General features: G+C 27.9%; 17 protein-coding genes, 1 tRNA gene and 1 rRNA gene. 1 reads left to right on the forward strand and 18 read right to left on the reverse strand.

Translation table 11 applies throughout. From position 1 onward, the window contains the following. The 5 genes from GM111_RS04080 to GM111_RS04100 form a co-directional block, all read right to left on the reverse strand. A complete protein-coding gene (locus GM111_RS04080; RefSeq protein WP_156299595.1) occupies positions 1 to 1,065 on the reverse strand; it encodes a thiolase family protein in 1,065 nt (354 codons plus the stop codon). Between the two features lie 132 nt (positions 1,066 to 1,197). After that, complete coding sequence (locus GM111_RS04085) at positions 1,198 to 2,067, reverse strand: MliC family protein (protein WP_156299596.1); 870 nt, start codon at positions 2,065 to 2,067, stop codon at positions 1,198 to 1,200. Between the two features lie 152 nt (positions 2,068 to 2,219). Beyond that, a complete protein-coding gene (locus tag GM111_RS04090; RefSeq protein WP_156299597.1) occupies positions 2,220 to 2,681 on the reverse strand; it encodes a hypothetical protein in 462 nt (153 codons plus the stop codon). A gap of 14 nt (positions 2,682 to 2,695) precedes the next feature. Next, a complete protein-coding gene (locus GM111_RS04095; RefSeq protein ID WP_156299598.1) occupies positions 2,696 to 3,211 on the reverse strand; it encodes a hypothetical protein in 516 nt (171 codons plus the stop codon). A gap of 12 nt (positions 3,212 to 3,223) precedes the next feature. Continuing rightward, entirely contained in the window at positions 3,224 to 4,579 is a 1,356-nt protein-coding gene (locus GM111_RS04100) for a glucose-6-phosphate isomerase (RefSeq protein ID WP_408022634.1), read from the reverse strand. Positions 4,580 to 4,745: 166 nt separating this feature from the next. Here GM111_RS04100 and GM111_RS04105 point away from each other — a divergent pair, with 166 nt between their 5' ends. Beyond that, complete coding sequence (locus GM111_RS04105; RefSeq protein WP_156299600.1) at positions 4,746 to 5,834, forward strand: glycerol dehydrogenase; 1,089 nt, start codon at positions 4,746 to 4,748, stop codon at positions 5,832 to 5,834. Positions 5,835 to 5,879: 45 nt separating this feature from the next. Here GM111_RS04105 and GM111_RS04110 read toward each other — a convergent pair whose 3' ends face one another. From GM111_RS04110 to rrf, 13 genes are all read right to left on the reverse strand, one after another. Then, a complete protein-coding gene (locus tag GM111_RS04110; RefSeq protein WP_197034479.1) occupies positions 5,880 to 6,500 on the reverse strand; it encodes an SdpI family protein in 621 nt (206 codons plus the stop codon). After that, entirely contained in the window at positions 6,493 to 6,765 is a 273-nt protein-coding gene (locus tag GM111_RS04115; RefSeq protein ID WP_197034480.1) for an autorepressor SdpR family transcription factor, read from the reverse strand. The genes GM111_RS04110 and GM111_RS04115 overlap by 8 nt, the downstream gene beginning before the upstream one ends. A gap of 86 nt (positions 6,766 to 6,851) precedes the next feature. Continuing rightward, positions 6,852 to 7,487 (reverse strand): bifunctional 2-keto-4-hydroxyglutarate aldolase/2-keto-3-deoxy-6-phosphogluconate aldolase, encoded by a 636-nt coding sequence (locus GM111_RS04120; RefSeq protein WP_156299603.1) that lies wholly within the window; start codon positions 7,485 to 7,487, stop codon positions 6,852 to 6,854. A gap of 2 nt (positions 7,488 to 7,489) precedes the next feature. Continuing rightward, positions 7,490 to 8,314 (reverse strand): SDR family oxidoreductase, encoded by an 825-nt coding sequence (locus GM111_RS04125; RefSeq protein WP_156299604.1) that lies wholly within the window; start codon positions 8,312 to 8,314, stop codon positions 7,490 to 7,492. Between the two features lie 2 nt (positions 8,315 to 8,316). Continuing rightward, on the reverse strand, positions 8,317 to 9,360 hold the full coding sequence (uxuA, locus tag GM111_RS04130; protein WP_156299605.1) for a mannonate dehydratase: 1,044 nt from the start codon (positions 9,358 to 9,360) through the stop codon (positions 8,317 to 8,319). Next, entirely contained in the window at positions 9,357 to 10,766 is a 1,410-nt protein-coding gene (gene uxaC, locus GM111_RS04135; protein ID WP_156299606.1) for a glucuronate isomerase, read from the reverse strand. Before uxaC ends, uxuA begins: the two co-directional genes overlap by 4 nt. Continuing rightward, positions 10,763 to 11,797, reverse strand: a complete 1,035-nt coding sequence (locus GM111_RS04140) for a LacI family DNA-binding transcriptional regulator (RefSeq protein WP_156299607.1) — start codon at positions 11,795 to 11,797, stop codon at positions 10,763 to 10,765. The genes uxaC and GM111_RS04140 overlap by 4 nt, the downstream gene beginning before the upstream one ends. Positions 11,798 to 11,851: 54 nt before the next feature. Further along, entirely contained in the window at positions 11,852 to 13,294 is a 1,443-nt protein-coding gene (locus GM111_RS04145; RefSeq protein ID WP_156299608.1) for an MFS transporter, read from the reverse strand. Between the two features lie 12 nt (positions 13,295 to 13,306). After that, positions 13,307 to 15,073: a beta-glucuronidase gene (gene uidA, locus GM111_RS04150; RefSeq protein ID WP_156299609.1), complete on the reverse strand. Its 1,767-nt coding sequence runs from the start codon at positions 15,071 to 15,073 to the stop codon at positions 13,307 to 13,309. A gap of 8 nt (positions 15,074 to 15,081) precedes the next feature. Next, positions 15,082 to 16,806, reverse strand: coding sequence for a glycoside hydrolase family 3 protein (locus tag GM111_RS04155; RefSeq protein WP_156299610.1), 1,725 nt, complete (start codon positions 16,804 to 16,806; stop codon positions 15,082 to 15,084). 12 nt (positions 16,807 to 16,818) lie between these two features. After that, on the reverse strand, positions 16,819 to 17,610 hold the full coding sequence (locus GM111_RS04160) for an HAD family hydrolase (protein ID WP_197034481.1): 792 nt from the start codon (positions 17,608 to 17,610) through the stop codon (positions 16,819 to 16,821). A 248-nt stretch (positions 17,611 to 17,858) separates the two neighbouring features. Beyond that, a tRNA-Asn gene (locus GM111_RS04165) sits at positions 17,859 to 17,935 on the reverse strand. A gap of 14 nt (positions 17,936 to 17,949) precedes the next feature. Then, positions 17,950 to 18,058, reverse strand: a 5S ribosomal RNA gene (gene rrf / locus GM111_RS04170). Positions 18,059 to 18,069: the final 11 nt, after the last annotated feature.

Below are 18,069 nucleotides of genomic sequence, written 5' to 3' on the forward strand. Positions count from 1 at the left end.
TTATCTTTCAATTAAAATTGAAATTCCTTGACCTCCTCCCACACAAAGAGTTGCAATACCTCTTTTTAGGTTTCTTCTTATTAATTCATGTACTAATGTTATTACTATTCTAGCTCCACTTGCTCCTATAGGATGCCCTAAAGCTATAGCTCCACCATTAACATTTATTTTTTCTTCCGGTATATTTAGTTCCTTATTAAATGCTAAAGATACTGCACTAAAAGCTTCATTTGCTTCAAATAAATCTATATCTTCTACACTTAAATCATATTTTTCTAAAAGTTTTTTAGTTGAAAATATTGGAGCAAGTCCCATATAGTTTGGATCATTTCCAACTGTAGCAAATCCTTTGATAGTTGCTAATATTTCTAAATTATTATCTCTAGCATATTCATTATCTGCCAATACTAACATTGCAGCTCCATCATTAATACCTGATGAATTAGCTGCAGTTACTTTACCATCTTCTTTAAATGCTGCTTTTAATTTTGATAGTTTTTCTCTTTCTAAATTAAATCTTGGATATTCATCTACCATCTCATTATATATTTCTTCTTTAAAATATCCATTTTCTATAGCAGTTTGTGCTTTTCTTTGAGAATTAAATGCAAAATCATCTAAAACTTCTCTACTAAATCCATATCTATCTACAATATTTTCTGCAGTAATTCCCATATGTGTATTAGAAAATGCATCAGTTAATCCATCTTTTAGCATGTTTTCACTTCCTGTCATTTTCTCTACTCCACCTACAAGTACTACCTTATTATCTCCACTTTTTATACTATTAAATCCAAGTTCTATAGCCTTCATTCCAGATCCACATACCATATTTACTAAATATGCTGGAACTTCTTCTCCTAAATTACCTTTAATAGCTATTTGTCTTGCTATATTTTGCCCTAAATTATTTGCCAATACATTACCTAATATTACTTCATCAATTTTTATTCCTTCTGTAATATTCTTAACTAAATCAGCTGAAAAATCTACAAGCTCTATATCTTTAAACATCCCATTATACTTACCTATGGCTGTCCTCATAGCCTTTATTATTGATACCAATTTTTCTCCTCCTAAAATTATTTCATATATACTAATTATATCTTTTATTTAAGATTTTATCAACTAAAAGAACTTTATTTTATCTTAGAAAAAAAAGCAGGATAAAATCCTGCCATTTTCTCGATTAATTTATTATTTATGGTCGTGTTTCATATCTTTTGCATAACCTTTAGATGCTTGCCCTGTTACTACATAGCTTGCAACTTTACCGTTCATTTCAACATATGCTTCTTTACCTTTGATTCCAAATGTTACTTTACCATTGCTGAACATTTCTCCTGATGCACTCATAGTTCTTTTTAAATTATATTCTTTTCCATCTACTTTTAAAAATAAGTCATCCCCTTTAATTACAGCTAATACATGTGAATGAGCTTCACCTTTAATATTATGAAGATTTAAAATAATTTCATCAAATGATTCTTCATGTTTATCATTTAATTCAAAAAATATCATATCACCTTTAATTCCTAAAGTTGCCATACCATCTGTAAACATTTCTCCTGATGCACTAACTTTTCTATTTAACTTATATTCTTTTCCATCAACATTTACTAAAGCTTCATCTCCTTTTATTGTTCCTTTTATAGTTGTTTTCTTATTTCCTTCAACATTTGTCATTACAAATTTAACTTCATCTAATGATTCTTGTTCTATTTCATAATTTTTAAGTACATTTTTTATTTCTATATATGCCTCATTACCCTTCATAGCTAAATTTACATTCCCATCACTAAATTTCTCTCCTGATGCACTAACTTTTCTATTTAACTTATATTCTTTTCCATCAACATTTACTAAAGCTTCATCTCCTTTTATTCTTAGCTTTGCATGTGAATGTTTCCCATGAGTACTATGTAAATTTAAAATGATCTCCTCATCTAATTTTTCCATTAAATCTTTTTCATTTTTCACCATCTTATTTGTATTCATAATTGTATTTGAATTTGAATAAGCATTCATCGCTAAAAGTAACATAGGTATTACCATTAATTTTTTCATTTAAAATCTCTCCTTTTTTATTATCATGGTGTAAGTATATCACTTTATTATTTTTTTTCCTTTTCTTTTTTATTATATTTTTCTTTATATAAATTAAATTTAACTTAGAATTTTAAAAAAAAATCAAAGAAAAAAAAGCAGGATATCCTGCTTTATTTATGATCATGTTCTAAATGTTTTGCATAAGATGTACTTGCCCTACCTACTAAAAAATAAGTAATCATTTTACCATTAATATCTATATAAGCTGATTTAGCTTTAATTCCTACTATGATAGTTCCATCTTTACTTTTAAACATATCTCCTGAACCACTTATTACTCTTTCTAATTCATATTCTACTCCATCTTTTCTAACAAATGCTTCATCTTCTTCAACTATAACTAACATATGAGAATGTGGTTGGCCTTTTTCATTATGGAAGTTATATACTACAAAATCTTCTATTTCATGTTCATGCTCATGATTATGCGCATGTTCCTCCTTATGTAATTTTACCATAGTTTCTTGTGAATGTTTTTCTTTCATCATCATTGTATTTGAATTTGCTGAATCAAAATTAGCAAATGTTGTTAATGATAATAATGTAACTGATAATAAAACTAATTTTTTCATTTTCATCTCTCCTTTTATTTAGTATCTAATTGTCCTTTAAGATCTCCAATCATAAATTCCATGATTTCATTTCTACTAATATCTGATAATTTCCAATTACCATCTACTTTTTGCATTTTAATATTGAAAGATTTTTCTGAATATTTTAAGTTATTCTTATCTAAACTAGTTAAGTAATCAACTATACTTTCATTAAATTCTTCCTCACTATTAATTTTTCCTGCAAAAGTATCTTTCACCATTTTTTGTAACATGTCTGTAACGTAGAATTTAATATCAATTCTCTTCATGTCTAATTTAATTTCTGAATTTTCTCCAGTTTCCTTAGTTTCTCCTACTGTATATGTGAATTCTTTTAATAAGTTATCAACAGCATTAGATATGAAATCTTCTCTATCCAAGAATTTTTCTTGTCTAATCATTTCCATTTCTTTTTCTAATGCAGCTTTAGATTGTCCTGGTGCACTACAAGATAAAATTGTAAAGAATGTTAACATTACAATTAAAAAGCTTTTAAATATTTTCTTCATATTTTCTCCCTCTTATCTATTTTCTAATCTTGCTAATAGTTTTTTAGTTTGTTCTTCAAATCCTGGTTTTTCTAAAAGAGCAAACATATTTCTCTTGTATTCTTCAACTCCTGGTTGGTCAAATGGATTAATTCCTAACATATATCCACCTATTGCAACTGCTTTTTCAAAGAAATAGAACATATATCCTAAATGATATGGAGTTGCTTCAGGTATATTAATTACAAGGTTAGGTACATTACCATCAACATGTGCAAGTATTACCCCTTTAGCAGCTTGTTTATTTACATAGTCTATTCCTTTACCACTTAAATAATTTAATCCATCTAAGTCTACTTCTTCTTTTTCTATTTCTATATCAACTTCTGGAGTGTCTATTAATAGAACTGTTTCAAACATAGTTCTTCTAGCTTCTTGTATAGATTGTCCTATAGAGTGTAAATCTGTTGAAAAATCAGCACTTGTAGGATAAATTCCTTTTCCATCTTTTCCTTCAGATTCAGCAAATAGTTGTTTCCACCATTCTGCGATATAGTGAAGTCTTGGTTCATAGTTAGTTAAGATTTCCATGTTTTTACCTTTATTGTATAAAAGACTTCTTGTTGCAGCATAAATCATAGCATCATTTTCATAGAATTCTTTAGTTGAATAATCAACCATAGCATCATGAGCACCTTGCATTAATTCATCTATATTAATTCCAGCTACTGCTATAGGTAATAGCCCTACTGCAGTTAATACTGAGAATCTTCCTCCAACATTATCAGGTACTACAAATGTTTCATATCCTTCACTAGTTGCTAAATTCTTTAATGCCCCTTTTGCTTTATCTGTAGTTGCATAAATTCTTTTAGCTGCTTCTTCTTTTCCATATTTTTCTTCTAATTTTTTCTTAAATACTCTAAATGCTATAGCAGGTTCTGTAGTTGTTCCTGATTTAGAAATAACGTTTATAGAGAAGTCTCTATCTCCTACTAAATTAAGTAAGTGTTGTAAATATACTGGTGACATATTAGTTCCAGCAAAATATATTTCAGGGGTTTTTCTATCTTCTTTTCTCATATTGTTATAGAAAGTATTAGATAAAAATTCTATAGCTGATTTAGCTCCTAAATATGATCCACCTATACCTATTACTATTAATACTTCTGAATCATTTTGGATTTTTTCAGTTGCTTTTTTAATTCTAGCAAATTCTTCTTTATCATAATTTTTAGGAAGATCTAACCATCCTAAGAAATCATTTCCTGCTCCAGTTTTGTCCATAAGTATTTTGTCTGCAAGTTCTACAAACGGTCTAATTTGATCATATTCGTGTTTACCAATAAATGGTTTTACATATGTTGTTTCTAATCTTAGTTTCATCATTCATCCTTCTTTCAAAAAATTGTCTCTATCTATTAAGTATATACTAAAATCAAATTTCTTTCAATACTTTATATACATTTACTTTTATTTTCCACTATCTTTTAACTTGTATTTTTAAAAAAACAAGGTATACTATATTAGTATTATAAAATTATGGAGGTATACGATGACTAGAAACATTTTTTCGCCATCAAAATATATTCAAGGTTTTGGTGAAATCAAAAAATTATCACATTATTTCAAAAATTTAGGTGAAAAAGGAGCATATATCTTAGTTGATAGATTCATTTTTGAAAAATATGCTTCTGATATTAAATCAAGCTTTGAAGCTGAAAATATTAAACACCATTTAGAAGTATTTAACGGAGAATGCTCTAAAAATGAAATTAACAGAAATATTGAATTATTAAAAGAAAAAGATTGTGATGTTGTTATTACTATAGGTGGAGGAAAAACTATAGATTGCGGTAAAGCTACTGCACATTATTCTCATTTACCTATGATAGTTGTTCCAACTATCGCATCAACTGATGCACCATGTTCAGCTTTATCAGTTATATATACAGATAACGGAGAATTTGAACAATATTTATTCTTAAAAGCTAATCCTAATGTAGTAGTAATGGATACTGAAGTTATAGTAAACGCTCCAGCAAGATTACTTGCAGCAGGTATAGGAGATGCTTTAGCTACATATTATGAAGCAAAAGCTTGTCTTGATTCAAATTCTAATACTATAGCAGGTGGAAAACCTTCTAAAACAGCTATTGCTCTTGCAAAACTTTGCTTAGACATCATCATGGAAGATGGAGTTAAAGCTATGGCAAGTTGTGAACAAAAAGTTGTTACTAAAGCATTTGAAAACGTTGTAGAAGCAAATACTTACTTAAGTGGAATAGGATTTGAAAGTGGAGGACTTGCAGCAGCACATGCAATACATAATGGATTAACTATCTTACATGAAGGACATTCTATGTATCATGGAGAAAAAGTATCATTTGGTACTATAACTCAATTAGTTCTTGAAAATAGATCACTAGAAGAAATAAATAAGGTTATTACTTTCTGTAAATCAGTAGGATTACCAACTTGTCTTAAAGACTTAAATATGGATAAAGTTTCTAGAGAAGCTCTATATGAAGTTGCTAAAGCTTCAGTAGCACCTGGTGAAACTATCCATAATATGCCATTTGAAGTAACAGCTGATGATGTATTTGCAGCATTACTTACAGCAGATAAATTAGGTTCAAGATAACATAAAAGGTGGCAATGCCACCTTTTTTTATACATTATTATCAAATTATATTATCTTCTTATATATCAAATATGAATATACTGTTGGTGCAAATATAAACACAAATGAAACAAAGAATGCATATTCTGTAATTACTGAAAATAGGGTAACTATTCCAGCTAAAACAAACATTTTTCCACCAAATCTATGAGTTCTATTCCAATTATCTTCATCATTTAAAGTCCATGGAGTTCTAATACCTATAGTATAGTTTTGTTTACATTTAGGCATATAATTACCTAAAACTATAAATAGTATTGCTATAGGTACAAATATTAATTTAGAAACACTAATATTGTATCCTAATGATACTAGTATAGTTATTATCATAATAAAATTAGACATTATAGGTATTAACCAAATAAAGTTTTTAAATAAAAATGTTTTTTGATTTTCTGCATTTCTAGGATCTTCTTTAACACCAAATATTGAAAATGCATTTATAGCTGCAAAAAGTAATGGCATACCGAATATGAACATATTTTTTGAAGTATATCCATCTATTTCTCCACTAAAATTCCAATGTGTAGGGATCATTTCTGGTAATCTAGAATAAACTGCTAATCCATATATGATAGGTAATAAACATAAAACAATAGAAATCATCACTTTTTTCTTATTAAGCATCTTGGTCATCTCCTTTAAAATTATTAAACCATAAAATTAATTCTTCAAATACTGAAATATTCAATTCATAATAAATGAAGTTTTTGTATTTGCTCTCTCGTATTAAATCCGCTTTTTTTAATAAATTTAAATGATAAGAAACTGTTGGAGCAGTAATATTAAATGAATTTGCAATATCTCCAGCACTCATTCTACCATTTTTTAAAAGTAAAAGTATTTCTCTTCTAATGGGATCAGAGAGGGCTTTAAAAGTTTCTTTGAACATAATCTCACCTCTATTTAGATATTTATCTAATTAGATTATATTCTAAATAGATTAAAAAGTCAAGAAAAAAAGAAGACTTACGTCTTCTATTTTTTTAATTCATTATATTTTTCAACAAATTTTTTTGTTTCTTCTTTAACACTTTCATAGCCTAAAGTTTTAATATTTTTAGTTAAAGCGCTTCCTATACCCAATGCAAATACTCCTGCATCTAACCATTTATCCATATTATCTATACTTACTCCACCAGATGGCATCATCTTAGCATGTGGAATAGGTCCTTTAACATTTTTAATAAAGTTAGGCCCCAATAAATCACCAGGGAATAATTTAATTAACTCTGCACCACTTTCTAAAGCTTTAACTATTTCTGTAATAGTTGCGCAACCTGGTAAATACGGAACTTTATATCTATTACACACTTTAGAGATTTCAACATCTAGATGAGGAGATACTATAAATTTTGCCCCTTTCATTATTGCTATTCTAGCAGTAATGTCATCAAGAACAGTTCCAGCTCCAACTACAACACCAGGTATATTTTCTTTCGTTAATTTCTCTATAGTATTTTCTACAAAAGGAGTAGAAAAAGTAAGTTCAATTATATTAATTCCACCTTCTATTACCTTTTTAGAAATATTATATGCATCATCATCATCTTTTCCTCTAATTACTGCAATTAATTTATCATCATATATTTTTTGAAATAAATTTTTTTCCATAATTACACCCCCGAATATGCTGAAAATCCACAATCAACTGGAATACAAATTCCTGTTACAGCACTTGATTTACTACTATCTGCTAAAAATTCTAAAGCACCATTTAACTCTTCTGGCAATACAAATCTTCCCATTGGAGTACTATTTAATATTTTTTCAGTTCTTTTAGTTGGATTTCCATTATCGTCAAATAATAATTTTTCATTTTGCATAGTTCTTAAGAATCCTGGAGCTATTGCATTACATCTTAGCCCAACATGTGAAAAATGAACTGCAGTCCATTGTGTAAAATTACTTACAGCTGCTTTTGCTCCTGAATAAGCAGGTATTTTTGTTAATGGAGTATACGCATTCATACTTGAAATATTGATAATATTTGCACCTTCTCTTCCTACCATATCTTTAGCAAATACTTGTGTAGGCAATATAGTTCCTAAAATATTTAAATTAAATACAAATTCTATTCCTGATTGTTCTAATCCAAAAAAATCTTTTGTATCATTTGGTAAATCTGTCTCATGATATTCATTTTCTGTCGTTGCTTTTGGAGAATTTCCTCCTGCACCATTAATTAATATATCACACCCACCGAAATGTTTATCTATTTCTTCTTTTGCTTTTTTTATACTTTCTACATCTAAAACATTACATACTACAGGTATAGAATATCCTCCATTTTGATTGATTTCATCTGAAACTTTTTTTGCATTTTCAAAATTTAAATCAAGTAATGCAATTTTACACCCTTTTGTTGAAAGAAATTTAGCCATTTCCGAACAAATAATTCCTCCTGCACCTGTAATTACAACAACTTTATTTTCTAACACTTTTACTCTCCTTTATTCTTTTTACACATTTCCCAAAGTCCATTGATATATGTAGCTCCTAATGCTCTATCATATAATCCATAACCTGGTCTTGCCTTTTCTCCCCAAATTTCTCTACCATGATCTGGTCTTACATATCCTGTAAATCCAGCTTCATAATATGCCTTAACTATGGCCGCAAAATCAAGAGAACCTTCACTTGAAAGATGAGCTGATTCTTCAAAACTTCCATCTTCTAATATTTTTACATTTCTTAAATGTGCAAATGGAACTCTTCCCTTTCCAGCATATTTTTTTACCATAGCTACAAAATCATTTTCTCTACTACATCCAAGAGAACCTGAGCAAAGTGTTAAACCATTATTTTTTACATCATATAACGATAAAAATCTATCTAAATCTGCTTCATTTTTAATTATTCTTGGAATTCCAAATATTGGCCAAGGTGGATCATCTGGATGTATACCCATATCAATATCACATTCAATTGCAACTGGAATAATCTCATCTAAGAATAATTTCAAATTGTTCCATAATCCTTCTTCTCCTAATTTTTGATAAGATTCTATTAACTCTTTTACTTGTTCTGGGCTATATGATGAATCCCATCCTGGAAGTGCAAGCTTAGTTGGATCTAGTTTGTCAATTTGTGATTTATAGTAAACTAAAGCTTTTGACCCATCTTCTAATACTTTATCAAGTTGACTTCTCGTCCAATCAAATACTGGCATAAAGTTATAACAAATTGTTTTAACCCCAACTTTAGCACATCTTCTAATATTTTCTTTATAATTTTCAATATATTCTTTATAGTTTCCTCTTCTTAATTTAATATCCTCATGAACAGGAATACTTTCTATTACTTCCATATCTAGATTATGACTATTTACCATTTCTCTTAATTCTTCAAGATCTTCTATAGGCCAAATTTCCCCTACTGGGACACTGTACACTGCTGTTACTACTCCAGTCATTCCAGGTATCTGTCTAATATTTTCTAGTGTTACAGGATCATCTTTCCCATACCACCTAAATGTCATTTTCATTTTTCCTCCAAACCAAAATATTCTAGAGCATTTCTATATGAAACATTCTCTACTAATTTTGTTAATAATCTATCATTATTAGGAATTTCTCCTAATATAACTAAATTACCAATAAATTCACAGAATATTCTTCTAAAATAATCATGTCTTGTATACGATACAAAACTTCTTGAATCTGTAAGCATTCCAACAAAATTCATTAATAATCCTTGATCTGCTAATGCTTTTAATTGTCTTAACATACCTTCTTTAGTATCATTAAACCACCAACCAGAACCAAATTGTAAATACCCCTTAGGTAAATTTGAACTAAAATTTGCTAAAGTACATGATACCATATTATTTTGACTTGGTTCTAAATTATATACTATAAACTTAGGTAACCCTTCATTTTCTTTCATTAATGATAATATTAAGTTTAAGTTTTCTGCTACATTACCTTGATCCATTATTGAATCACTTCCCGCATCAGCTCCTATTTTTTCTAATAATGTCCTATCATTATTTCTAATAGCTCCATAATGCAATTGCATTACCCAATTATATTCTTTGTATTTTTTTGCTAGATCTACAAGCAAAGCTGTTAAATACTTACTATATTCTAATTTAGTTATTTTCTCTTTTCTTAAAACTTTTAAAAAAATATCATTTATTTCATCTTTAGTATAATTACTAAATTCTAATTTAGATATACCATGATCAGAAATACTACATCCTTTTTCTTTAAAATAAGTAATTCTATTATAAAATGCATTAATATATTCATCATAATTTGAAACTTTAATATTAGCTAAATTTCCTAATTTTTCAACATTTGATAAAAAATTTTCATTATATACATTAAAAAATATATCAGGTCTAAATCCTGGTTCTACTCTTACTTTAAAGTTTTTATCTTTTTTTATTTCATCATGATATTTTAAATCATCAAGTGGTCCATCAGTAGTACATACGTAATCTACATTAGATATTTGAATTATCTTTTTAGGACTATATTTTTTTTCTTTAATCACTTTATTACATTTATCCCAAATTCTTTCCCAATTTTCCTCATTTAAAATTTCATCTATACCAAAATATTTTTTTAATTCCATAGCTGACCAATGGAATAATGGATTTCCTAAAGTATTTTCAAGCGTCATTGCCCATGCTTTAAACTTTTCTTTATTACTCGTATTTTTTCCAGTTATTTCTTCTTCTTTAACTCCATTTGCTCTCATAGCTCTCCATTTATAATGATCACCTAAAAGCCATATTTCAGTTATATCTTCAAATTCTTTATCTTCTGCTATTAATTTAGGATCTAAATGACAGTGATAGTCAATTATTTTTTGTTCTTTTGCAATGTTATATAATTTTTTTGATATATCATTATGTAACATAAAATCATCATTTATAAAACTCATTTTATGTTATCCTTTCTATTTTCATTTATTGTAGATTCTCTAATAATAAGTTCTGCTGCTATTTCAAAGCTTTTATCTATATTATTTTCACTTTCAATTTTTTCTATAAGTATTTCTAATAATTTCTTTGCTATCAATTCAAAATTTTGTTTTATTGCTGTTATAGATGGTGTTAATACAGAGCATATAAAAGTATTACCAAATGTTACTACTTTAATTTCTTCTGGACATTTAATTCCAAGTTTTTGAAAAGCTCTCAATGCACCAAATACCGGATAGTCAGAATCAATTAATATTGCTTCTGGTAACTTTTTCTTTTTATAAATTTCTATGATATATTTTTCTACACTTTCAGGTGTTGAATAACCATCTAAAATACTTTGTTTTTTATCTTTAATATTATATAGCTCCAAAGCTTTTTTAAATCCTTGAATCTTTTTTTTTGCAGTTAAACTTTCTTTATTATCAAGTAAAAAAACTATGTCACTACATCCTAAATTTATTAAATGCTCTGTTGCTATAATACCACTTTGAAACTGATCTGTCCCTACATAACTATAGTTACCATATATTCCTGATATAACAAAAGGTAGTTCACTTTTTTTAACATATTCTATATCCTCTATATCTCTTGGATTTAAAAGTATTATACCATCATAATAACTTTTAGCTATACCCCCATAAGGATTTTCTTGTAAATCAGCAACAGAATTGTATACTATTACATCATAATCAACAATATTTTCTAAAATATGTTGCATTATAATATAATTTTTATTCAAAGGGTGTTTTCTAGAAATATTAGCTATTAAAGCTATATTTCTAGATTTACTTTCAGATAACCTTTTAGCATTATAGTTAATACTATAATTATTCGATTTCATAATTTCTAAAATTTTAATTCTTGTTGAATTTTTTACACCACTTTGATTATTTATAACTTTTGAGACTGTTTTTGCAGAAACTCCTGCTATTTTTGCTATTGTCTTTATAGTAACTTTCTCTTTCATAATTTCACACTTTCTTAACAATTTTATCACCTTAATATTATAATTAATTATAAAAATTGTCAATAAAGAATGTTTTTATTTTGCTTGTTTTAAATCACTAATATGTTTTTGTACTTCTTCCATTTTTTCTGGAGTTAATGGATAATATTTTAATGAAATAACTGAAGCTATCCATCCAAGTACTGGCATTCCTATAAATAAGAACATCGCTGCATAGAATAATTGTGGAGTATTTGGATCTCCAATTTTAGGGAATCCATTAGTATATCCTATCATTGCTACTACTAGACCTATTATTGTAGTTGAAACTGAAGAAATAACTTTATCAACAAATGAGAATAATGTTCCCATCATACCTGGCACATATTTCCCTGTTCTATATGTTTCATAATCAGCACAGTCTGCTATTGCATTTATTGTTAATCCTCCACTTGCACCAACTATTCCTCTACCTATACACCATAATACTATAAATGCTATAGTTTCAAATCCAAATAAGTTATTTGCACTTATCTTAGTTGGATCTCCAAATTGGAATAATAAGAATAATAGAATATAAGTAATAATTGCTCCCCAAGCTGTAGTTATCATACCTTTTCTAATTCCTAATTTTCTTGAATATTGTGCAAAATATTGTAATAATAAGAATGCTGGAACTATAGTTATTAAAGCCATTTTCGATTGTAAAGTATTATCCCCCATAATAATTCCATAAACCATTATACCAACTGCTGCATTTCCTGATGTAGTTCCTGCAATTTTATCAGTTGATGCCGCTACTATTAATGTTTGTATTGCTCTATTATTTTTAATAATATCTACATAATCTTTAAACTTAATATTTGCAGTTGCATTTCCAGCTCCAAAAAATTCTGTTCTATCTTTTTGATATATTCCTATAATTGCTAATACTGTTAATATCATACTTGCAAACATAAATGTAAATAAAAATTCTCTGAATAACTCTAAAGTAAATGCATTACCATATTTTGGTAATAAATATCCATTTACATACATAGGGAAAATTAAAGATAAAAATACTAATGTATAAGCACCTTCAAAACTTGAAAATAATGGTCTTTGTTTAGGATCATTCGTTATACAAGCTTGTCCAGCTTTAGTTACTGCTGTTTGACATGTATATCCAAGGATAAAAATTATATAAACTACTAAGAAAAACGGAAATCTAACTGCTTCTGGTAATGTAGGCGTTACTACATAAATTAATGTCATTGTAATTGACATTATTATATTTCCTATAACCATATATGGTCTAAATTTCCCAAATTTTCCATCTGTTTTATCAATTAAATATCCTACAAGCGGATCTGTAATTCCATCAAATATTCTCATTGCTGTTAAAATATTTGATATTACAACTGTTGCAACTCCCATAAACCCTGTTGCAAAATATCCTAAATAAAATGTTAATATAAAAAACATATTAGTTGCAGTATTATTTACTGAAAATAAAGCTATTTGCCATACTTTGGCTCTGTTATATTTAATTTGTTCCATTGTTTCCTCCTATTATTTCTTTTTATAATTAAATTCTGGTATATTATTCCATCTTTGTTTTAAGTGATGTGCTACAAATTTTGGTGCCCTGTCTCTTGTAAATACACCTTTTTTATTTCCTTGTACTCTAAAAATTCCAAATTTAGTTTGAAAATCAGCAAAATTCCATGTTTGTTCACCTACAAAATAATCTAGTTCATCAAATATTTTTTCATTCATTTTATAATATTCTATTTGAAATTCTTCTGTAAAAGGTGTTCTAATATCTATATCATGCATCCCGGCAATAGTATCTGCACCATATTCTGTAAACATTATTGGTTTATCTGGAAATAATTGATGCCAGTATTCCAATTCAGCTCTCATATTATTTTCTGCAGTTTCTAAATCAGAAAGATTTACATACCAACCATAATATCTATTTAAACAGATTACATCAACTAAATCTGTTGCTAAACATTTACCTGCTGGTGCAAGCATTATATTTACAAAAGTACATGGTCTATTTTGAGGATCTAAACTTCTTGCAAGTTTAAATAATGGTTCAAAATATTCATGCGCTCCTACTTCTGCTGTAGATGGTTCATTTGCAATAGACCACATTACAACACATGCATGATTTTTATCTCTTTTAATTAATTCTCTAATTACTTGTTCATGAGCTTCTGTAGTATTTAATGTTTCCCAAGTATTTTTCTTTTCTGAACTACCCATTAGATCAAATCCAAAATTTTCCATTAATCCTACTGCTGTAGTTTCATCTATGACTACTATCCCTTCTCTATCTGCAAGTCTCATCATTTCTTCAGAATAAGGATAGTGAGATGTTCTAAATGTATTAGCTCCTAACCATTTCATTCTACTGATATCTACAACATTTGCTACTTCATCAAGTCCTCTTCCATGAAGATAAGTATCTTCATGTTTTCCAAATCCCTTAAAGTAAAATGGTTTACCATTAATCAAAAATTGATTATTTTTAACTTCAACAGTTCTTATCCCAAACTCTTCAATATATTCATCTTCTACTTCATTATTTTCATTTATTAATTCAACCTTAGCTTTATATAGATAAGCATTTAATGGTTCCCATAATCTAACATTAGATATATTTAAATTTTCTCCACTTGCTACTATATTATTTTCTTCATCCAATATAGTTACTTTTAATTCCTTTATACTTCCTATAGTATCTACTTTTACATTAACTTTAGCATTATTATCTAATACATCATAAGTAATAGTAATATCTTCTATATGATTTTTAGGTTTTATCCATAATTTTACAGGTCTATGTATTCCTGAATAATTAAAGAAATCAAAGTTTTCATCTACTAATTTCTTTACTACATTTCCATTTTCATCTTTAATTTCTTTATAATTACCTACTGGAAGTGAAGTATGATCTAATACATTAGAAACTAAAACTTCTAATTTATTTTCTCCTAAACTAACTACATCTGTAATTTCAAACTCAAATGGTGTAAATCCACCTTTGTGTTCTCCTACTAATTCATTATTAACATATACTTTAGCTATATGTGAAACTGAACCAAATCTTAAATATATTCTTTTTTCTAACATATATTTACTTACAGTAAATTTTCTAGTATAAGTCATATTTCCTACATAATGTTTTTTCTCAAATTCTGAGAATTGATCATTAAATGATCCTGGGACACTAATCATATACTTCATATCATCATTTTCAAATTGAAAATCCCAAATTCCATTTAATTCAATAATTTCCCTACTCAATGTTGATAATGGATATAACATATTTCCTCCTATAATTTAGCTTGCCATTGTCCAGCCCATACATTTTCATTGAAATGTTGACCTTTAAATTCTGACTCACCCATTAATTTTTCTATTAAATGATCTATAGTTACTTCATTGTCACAATATGCATTAATATAACACTTAACCATAGTTGCATCATGTAAATGGTTAGTGAAATTAAATGATACCATTACTGTAGGCACTTCATGTACATACCAAGGTATTTCATTAGACATAGGTCCACTCCATTTAATTCTCATATTGTTTGCTTCTGCATATCCTTTAATATTTGCAAATACTAAAGCTGCATCTACTTCACTTCTATATTTCTCTATTGATCCTTTTTCTCTCTTACCAGGTTCATTTACTGTAACTTCAAAACCTTTTTCTTCTAACTTCTTAACACAGTATTCTTGAAATTTTTCATTTGGTTTATATATTCCATTTTTTTCACCTTCAAGAATATATAGTCTTATTTTCTTATGTGTTTCAGGTCTTATAGGCAATTCAAATTTAGTATTTTTTATTAAACTTATTCCTTTATCTGCCGCTTCTTTTTGCATTTCTAAATGTTTTTCACAACCTATAATATCCAATCCTTTTTCATCTTTTAATAAAGTATTTTCTTTTTGTCTTATATGTAGATTTAATTTAGCTTTAAGTCCTAATACTCTTCTTACTGCATCATTTAACCTTTCTTCAGTAATAATTCCATTTTTATATCCCTCTAACATATAATTAAAATCTTCATCTATATCATTAAAGAATAAGAACATATCGCATCCTGAAGCTATCGCTAAAGGAACATAGTCTTTTCTTCTCATACTTGCAGTCATTCCTAACATATGTGAAGCATCGGTAATTACTAATCCATTAAAATTTAATTTATCTTTTAGCAATACTTCTATTAATTCTGGAGATAATGTAGCTGGTAAAATATCTTCATCCTCAAGACTTGGATTTATTAATTTTTGATAATGTGGTAATGCAATATGTCCTGCCATTATCATTTCAACTCCATTATTTATATGATTTCTATAAACTTCACCAAAACTCTTCTCCCATTCTTCAACAGTTAGCTCATTTACTCCAAGTATTAAATGTTGATCTCTTTCTTCTGTTCCATCTCCTGGAAAATGTTTAATACATTTTATAATATTACTTTTATCAAGTCCCTCTAAATAGGCATTTGTATGTTTAATTACTACATCTACTTCTCTTCCATAAGCTCTTGTATTAACTATAGTATTTCTCCAATTTTTTAATATATCTACGCACGGATCAAAATTTACATTTATTCCTAATGCTTCTTCCTCAACTCCACTTACATACCCAGCATTATATGAAACTTTTGTATCTCCACTAGCTTCACACATAGCAGCTGTTGCAATATATGTCCCATCAGAACATGCTCCATTTCCACCTGAATCACAATTTGCAGCTATTAATAAAGGTATTTTAGAATTTTCTTGTAATGAGTTTAATAAATTCATTACTTCATACTTATTACCACCTTGATATCTAGCTCCTCCTACTTTAAATTTAGTAATAATTTCCTCATTTGAATATTTGGCTTCAGCAAATGGTGAATTACCTAACCAAAATAAATTAAAGAATAATTGCCCTATTTTTTCTTCATCAGATATATTTGCTAATGTATCTTCAACCCATTTAATTTGTTCATCATTTAAGTTATATGGTTTTTCTCTTAAATTAACTAATTTTGACATTGTTCCTCCTAACTATAACTTGCTATTGTATTCATCTATATATTTTTGATCTATATATTTATTAGATATGAATTCATCTAAAATACTATCTTTAAATCTAGTCCAACTTCTAGCTTCATCATCAAATATTATTGGATAGAAATGTACTTGATTATCTTTGGCTGCCGTAATATCTCCAGGTGAATCTCCTATCATTAATATATCATTAGGATCTATTCCTTCATCTACTAATTTCTTTATACAGTCTTTTTTAGTCCCTGAATCTTGTCCCATTACTATATCTACATATTCAAGCAAACCATGTCTTTCCCATTCAGAAAGTATTGCTTCCTTATTTGCAGATGAGACTATTACTATTTTAACATTACCTTTCATTGCATCAAAAGCTTCTTTTACCATTTCAAATGGTTTATCCATACCAACTAGAGATTCTATTCTTTTATTAACCTCCATACTCCAATGTAAAGTCTTTTTCAATTCTTCTGAATCTGTTTTTTCTATCTCTCTTATTAAAGAATTATTTGATAATTCGTTAGTGGAGTTTATCCAATTATCAACTTCTTTTAACATAGAATATTTAGAATATTTTTCACTAAAGATTTTAAATATTTCATTTAAACCATGAAATCTATTTATACCCCTAGTTTTTGAATAAAGATTAATCTTATTCCATAAAGTTAAAAATTCTTCTCTCTCTTCTACATTCCAAATATCTGCAGCAAGAGGACCAAAACATTCAATATGCTTATAATTCATAGTATCCATTACACAACCATCAGAATCTACACATACTATTTTTTTCATTAATTTAATTACTCCTTTCATTTTAGTAACCGTTTACCATATAGAGTTAAATAAAAAAGTTACTATATGGTAACCGTTTACCATAATTAATATAATTAAATAAAGCAGTTTTACTTGCTTTATAGAAACCGTTTTCCTTTTTCTATAACATATTATACCTTGAAATTTAAAATAGTCAAGAGGGGAAAATAAAAAAACAAAAAAAAAGAAGCCAAAAGGCTTCTATGTATTCTGTTTTAAATATTAAATGGCGACCTTGGAAGGACTCGAACCTTCGACCCTCTGATTAACAGTCAGATGCTCTAACCGACTGAGCTACAAAGTCATGATTTAAAAAAAGTTTGGCAACTACCTATCTTCCCTATTACTAAGTATTTTCAGCGTACACAGACTTAACTTCTAGGTTCGAAATGTAACTAGGTGTATCCCTGTGGCTATTGTCACCAAACTTGTTTTGTT

Source organism: Streptobacillus canis (genome assembly GCF_009733925.1).
In the GTDB taxonomy this organism is placed as follows: domain Bacteria; phylum Fusobacteriota; class Fusobacteriia; order Fusobacteriales; family Leptotrichiaceae; genus Streptobacillus; species Streptobacillus canis.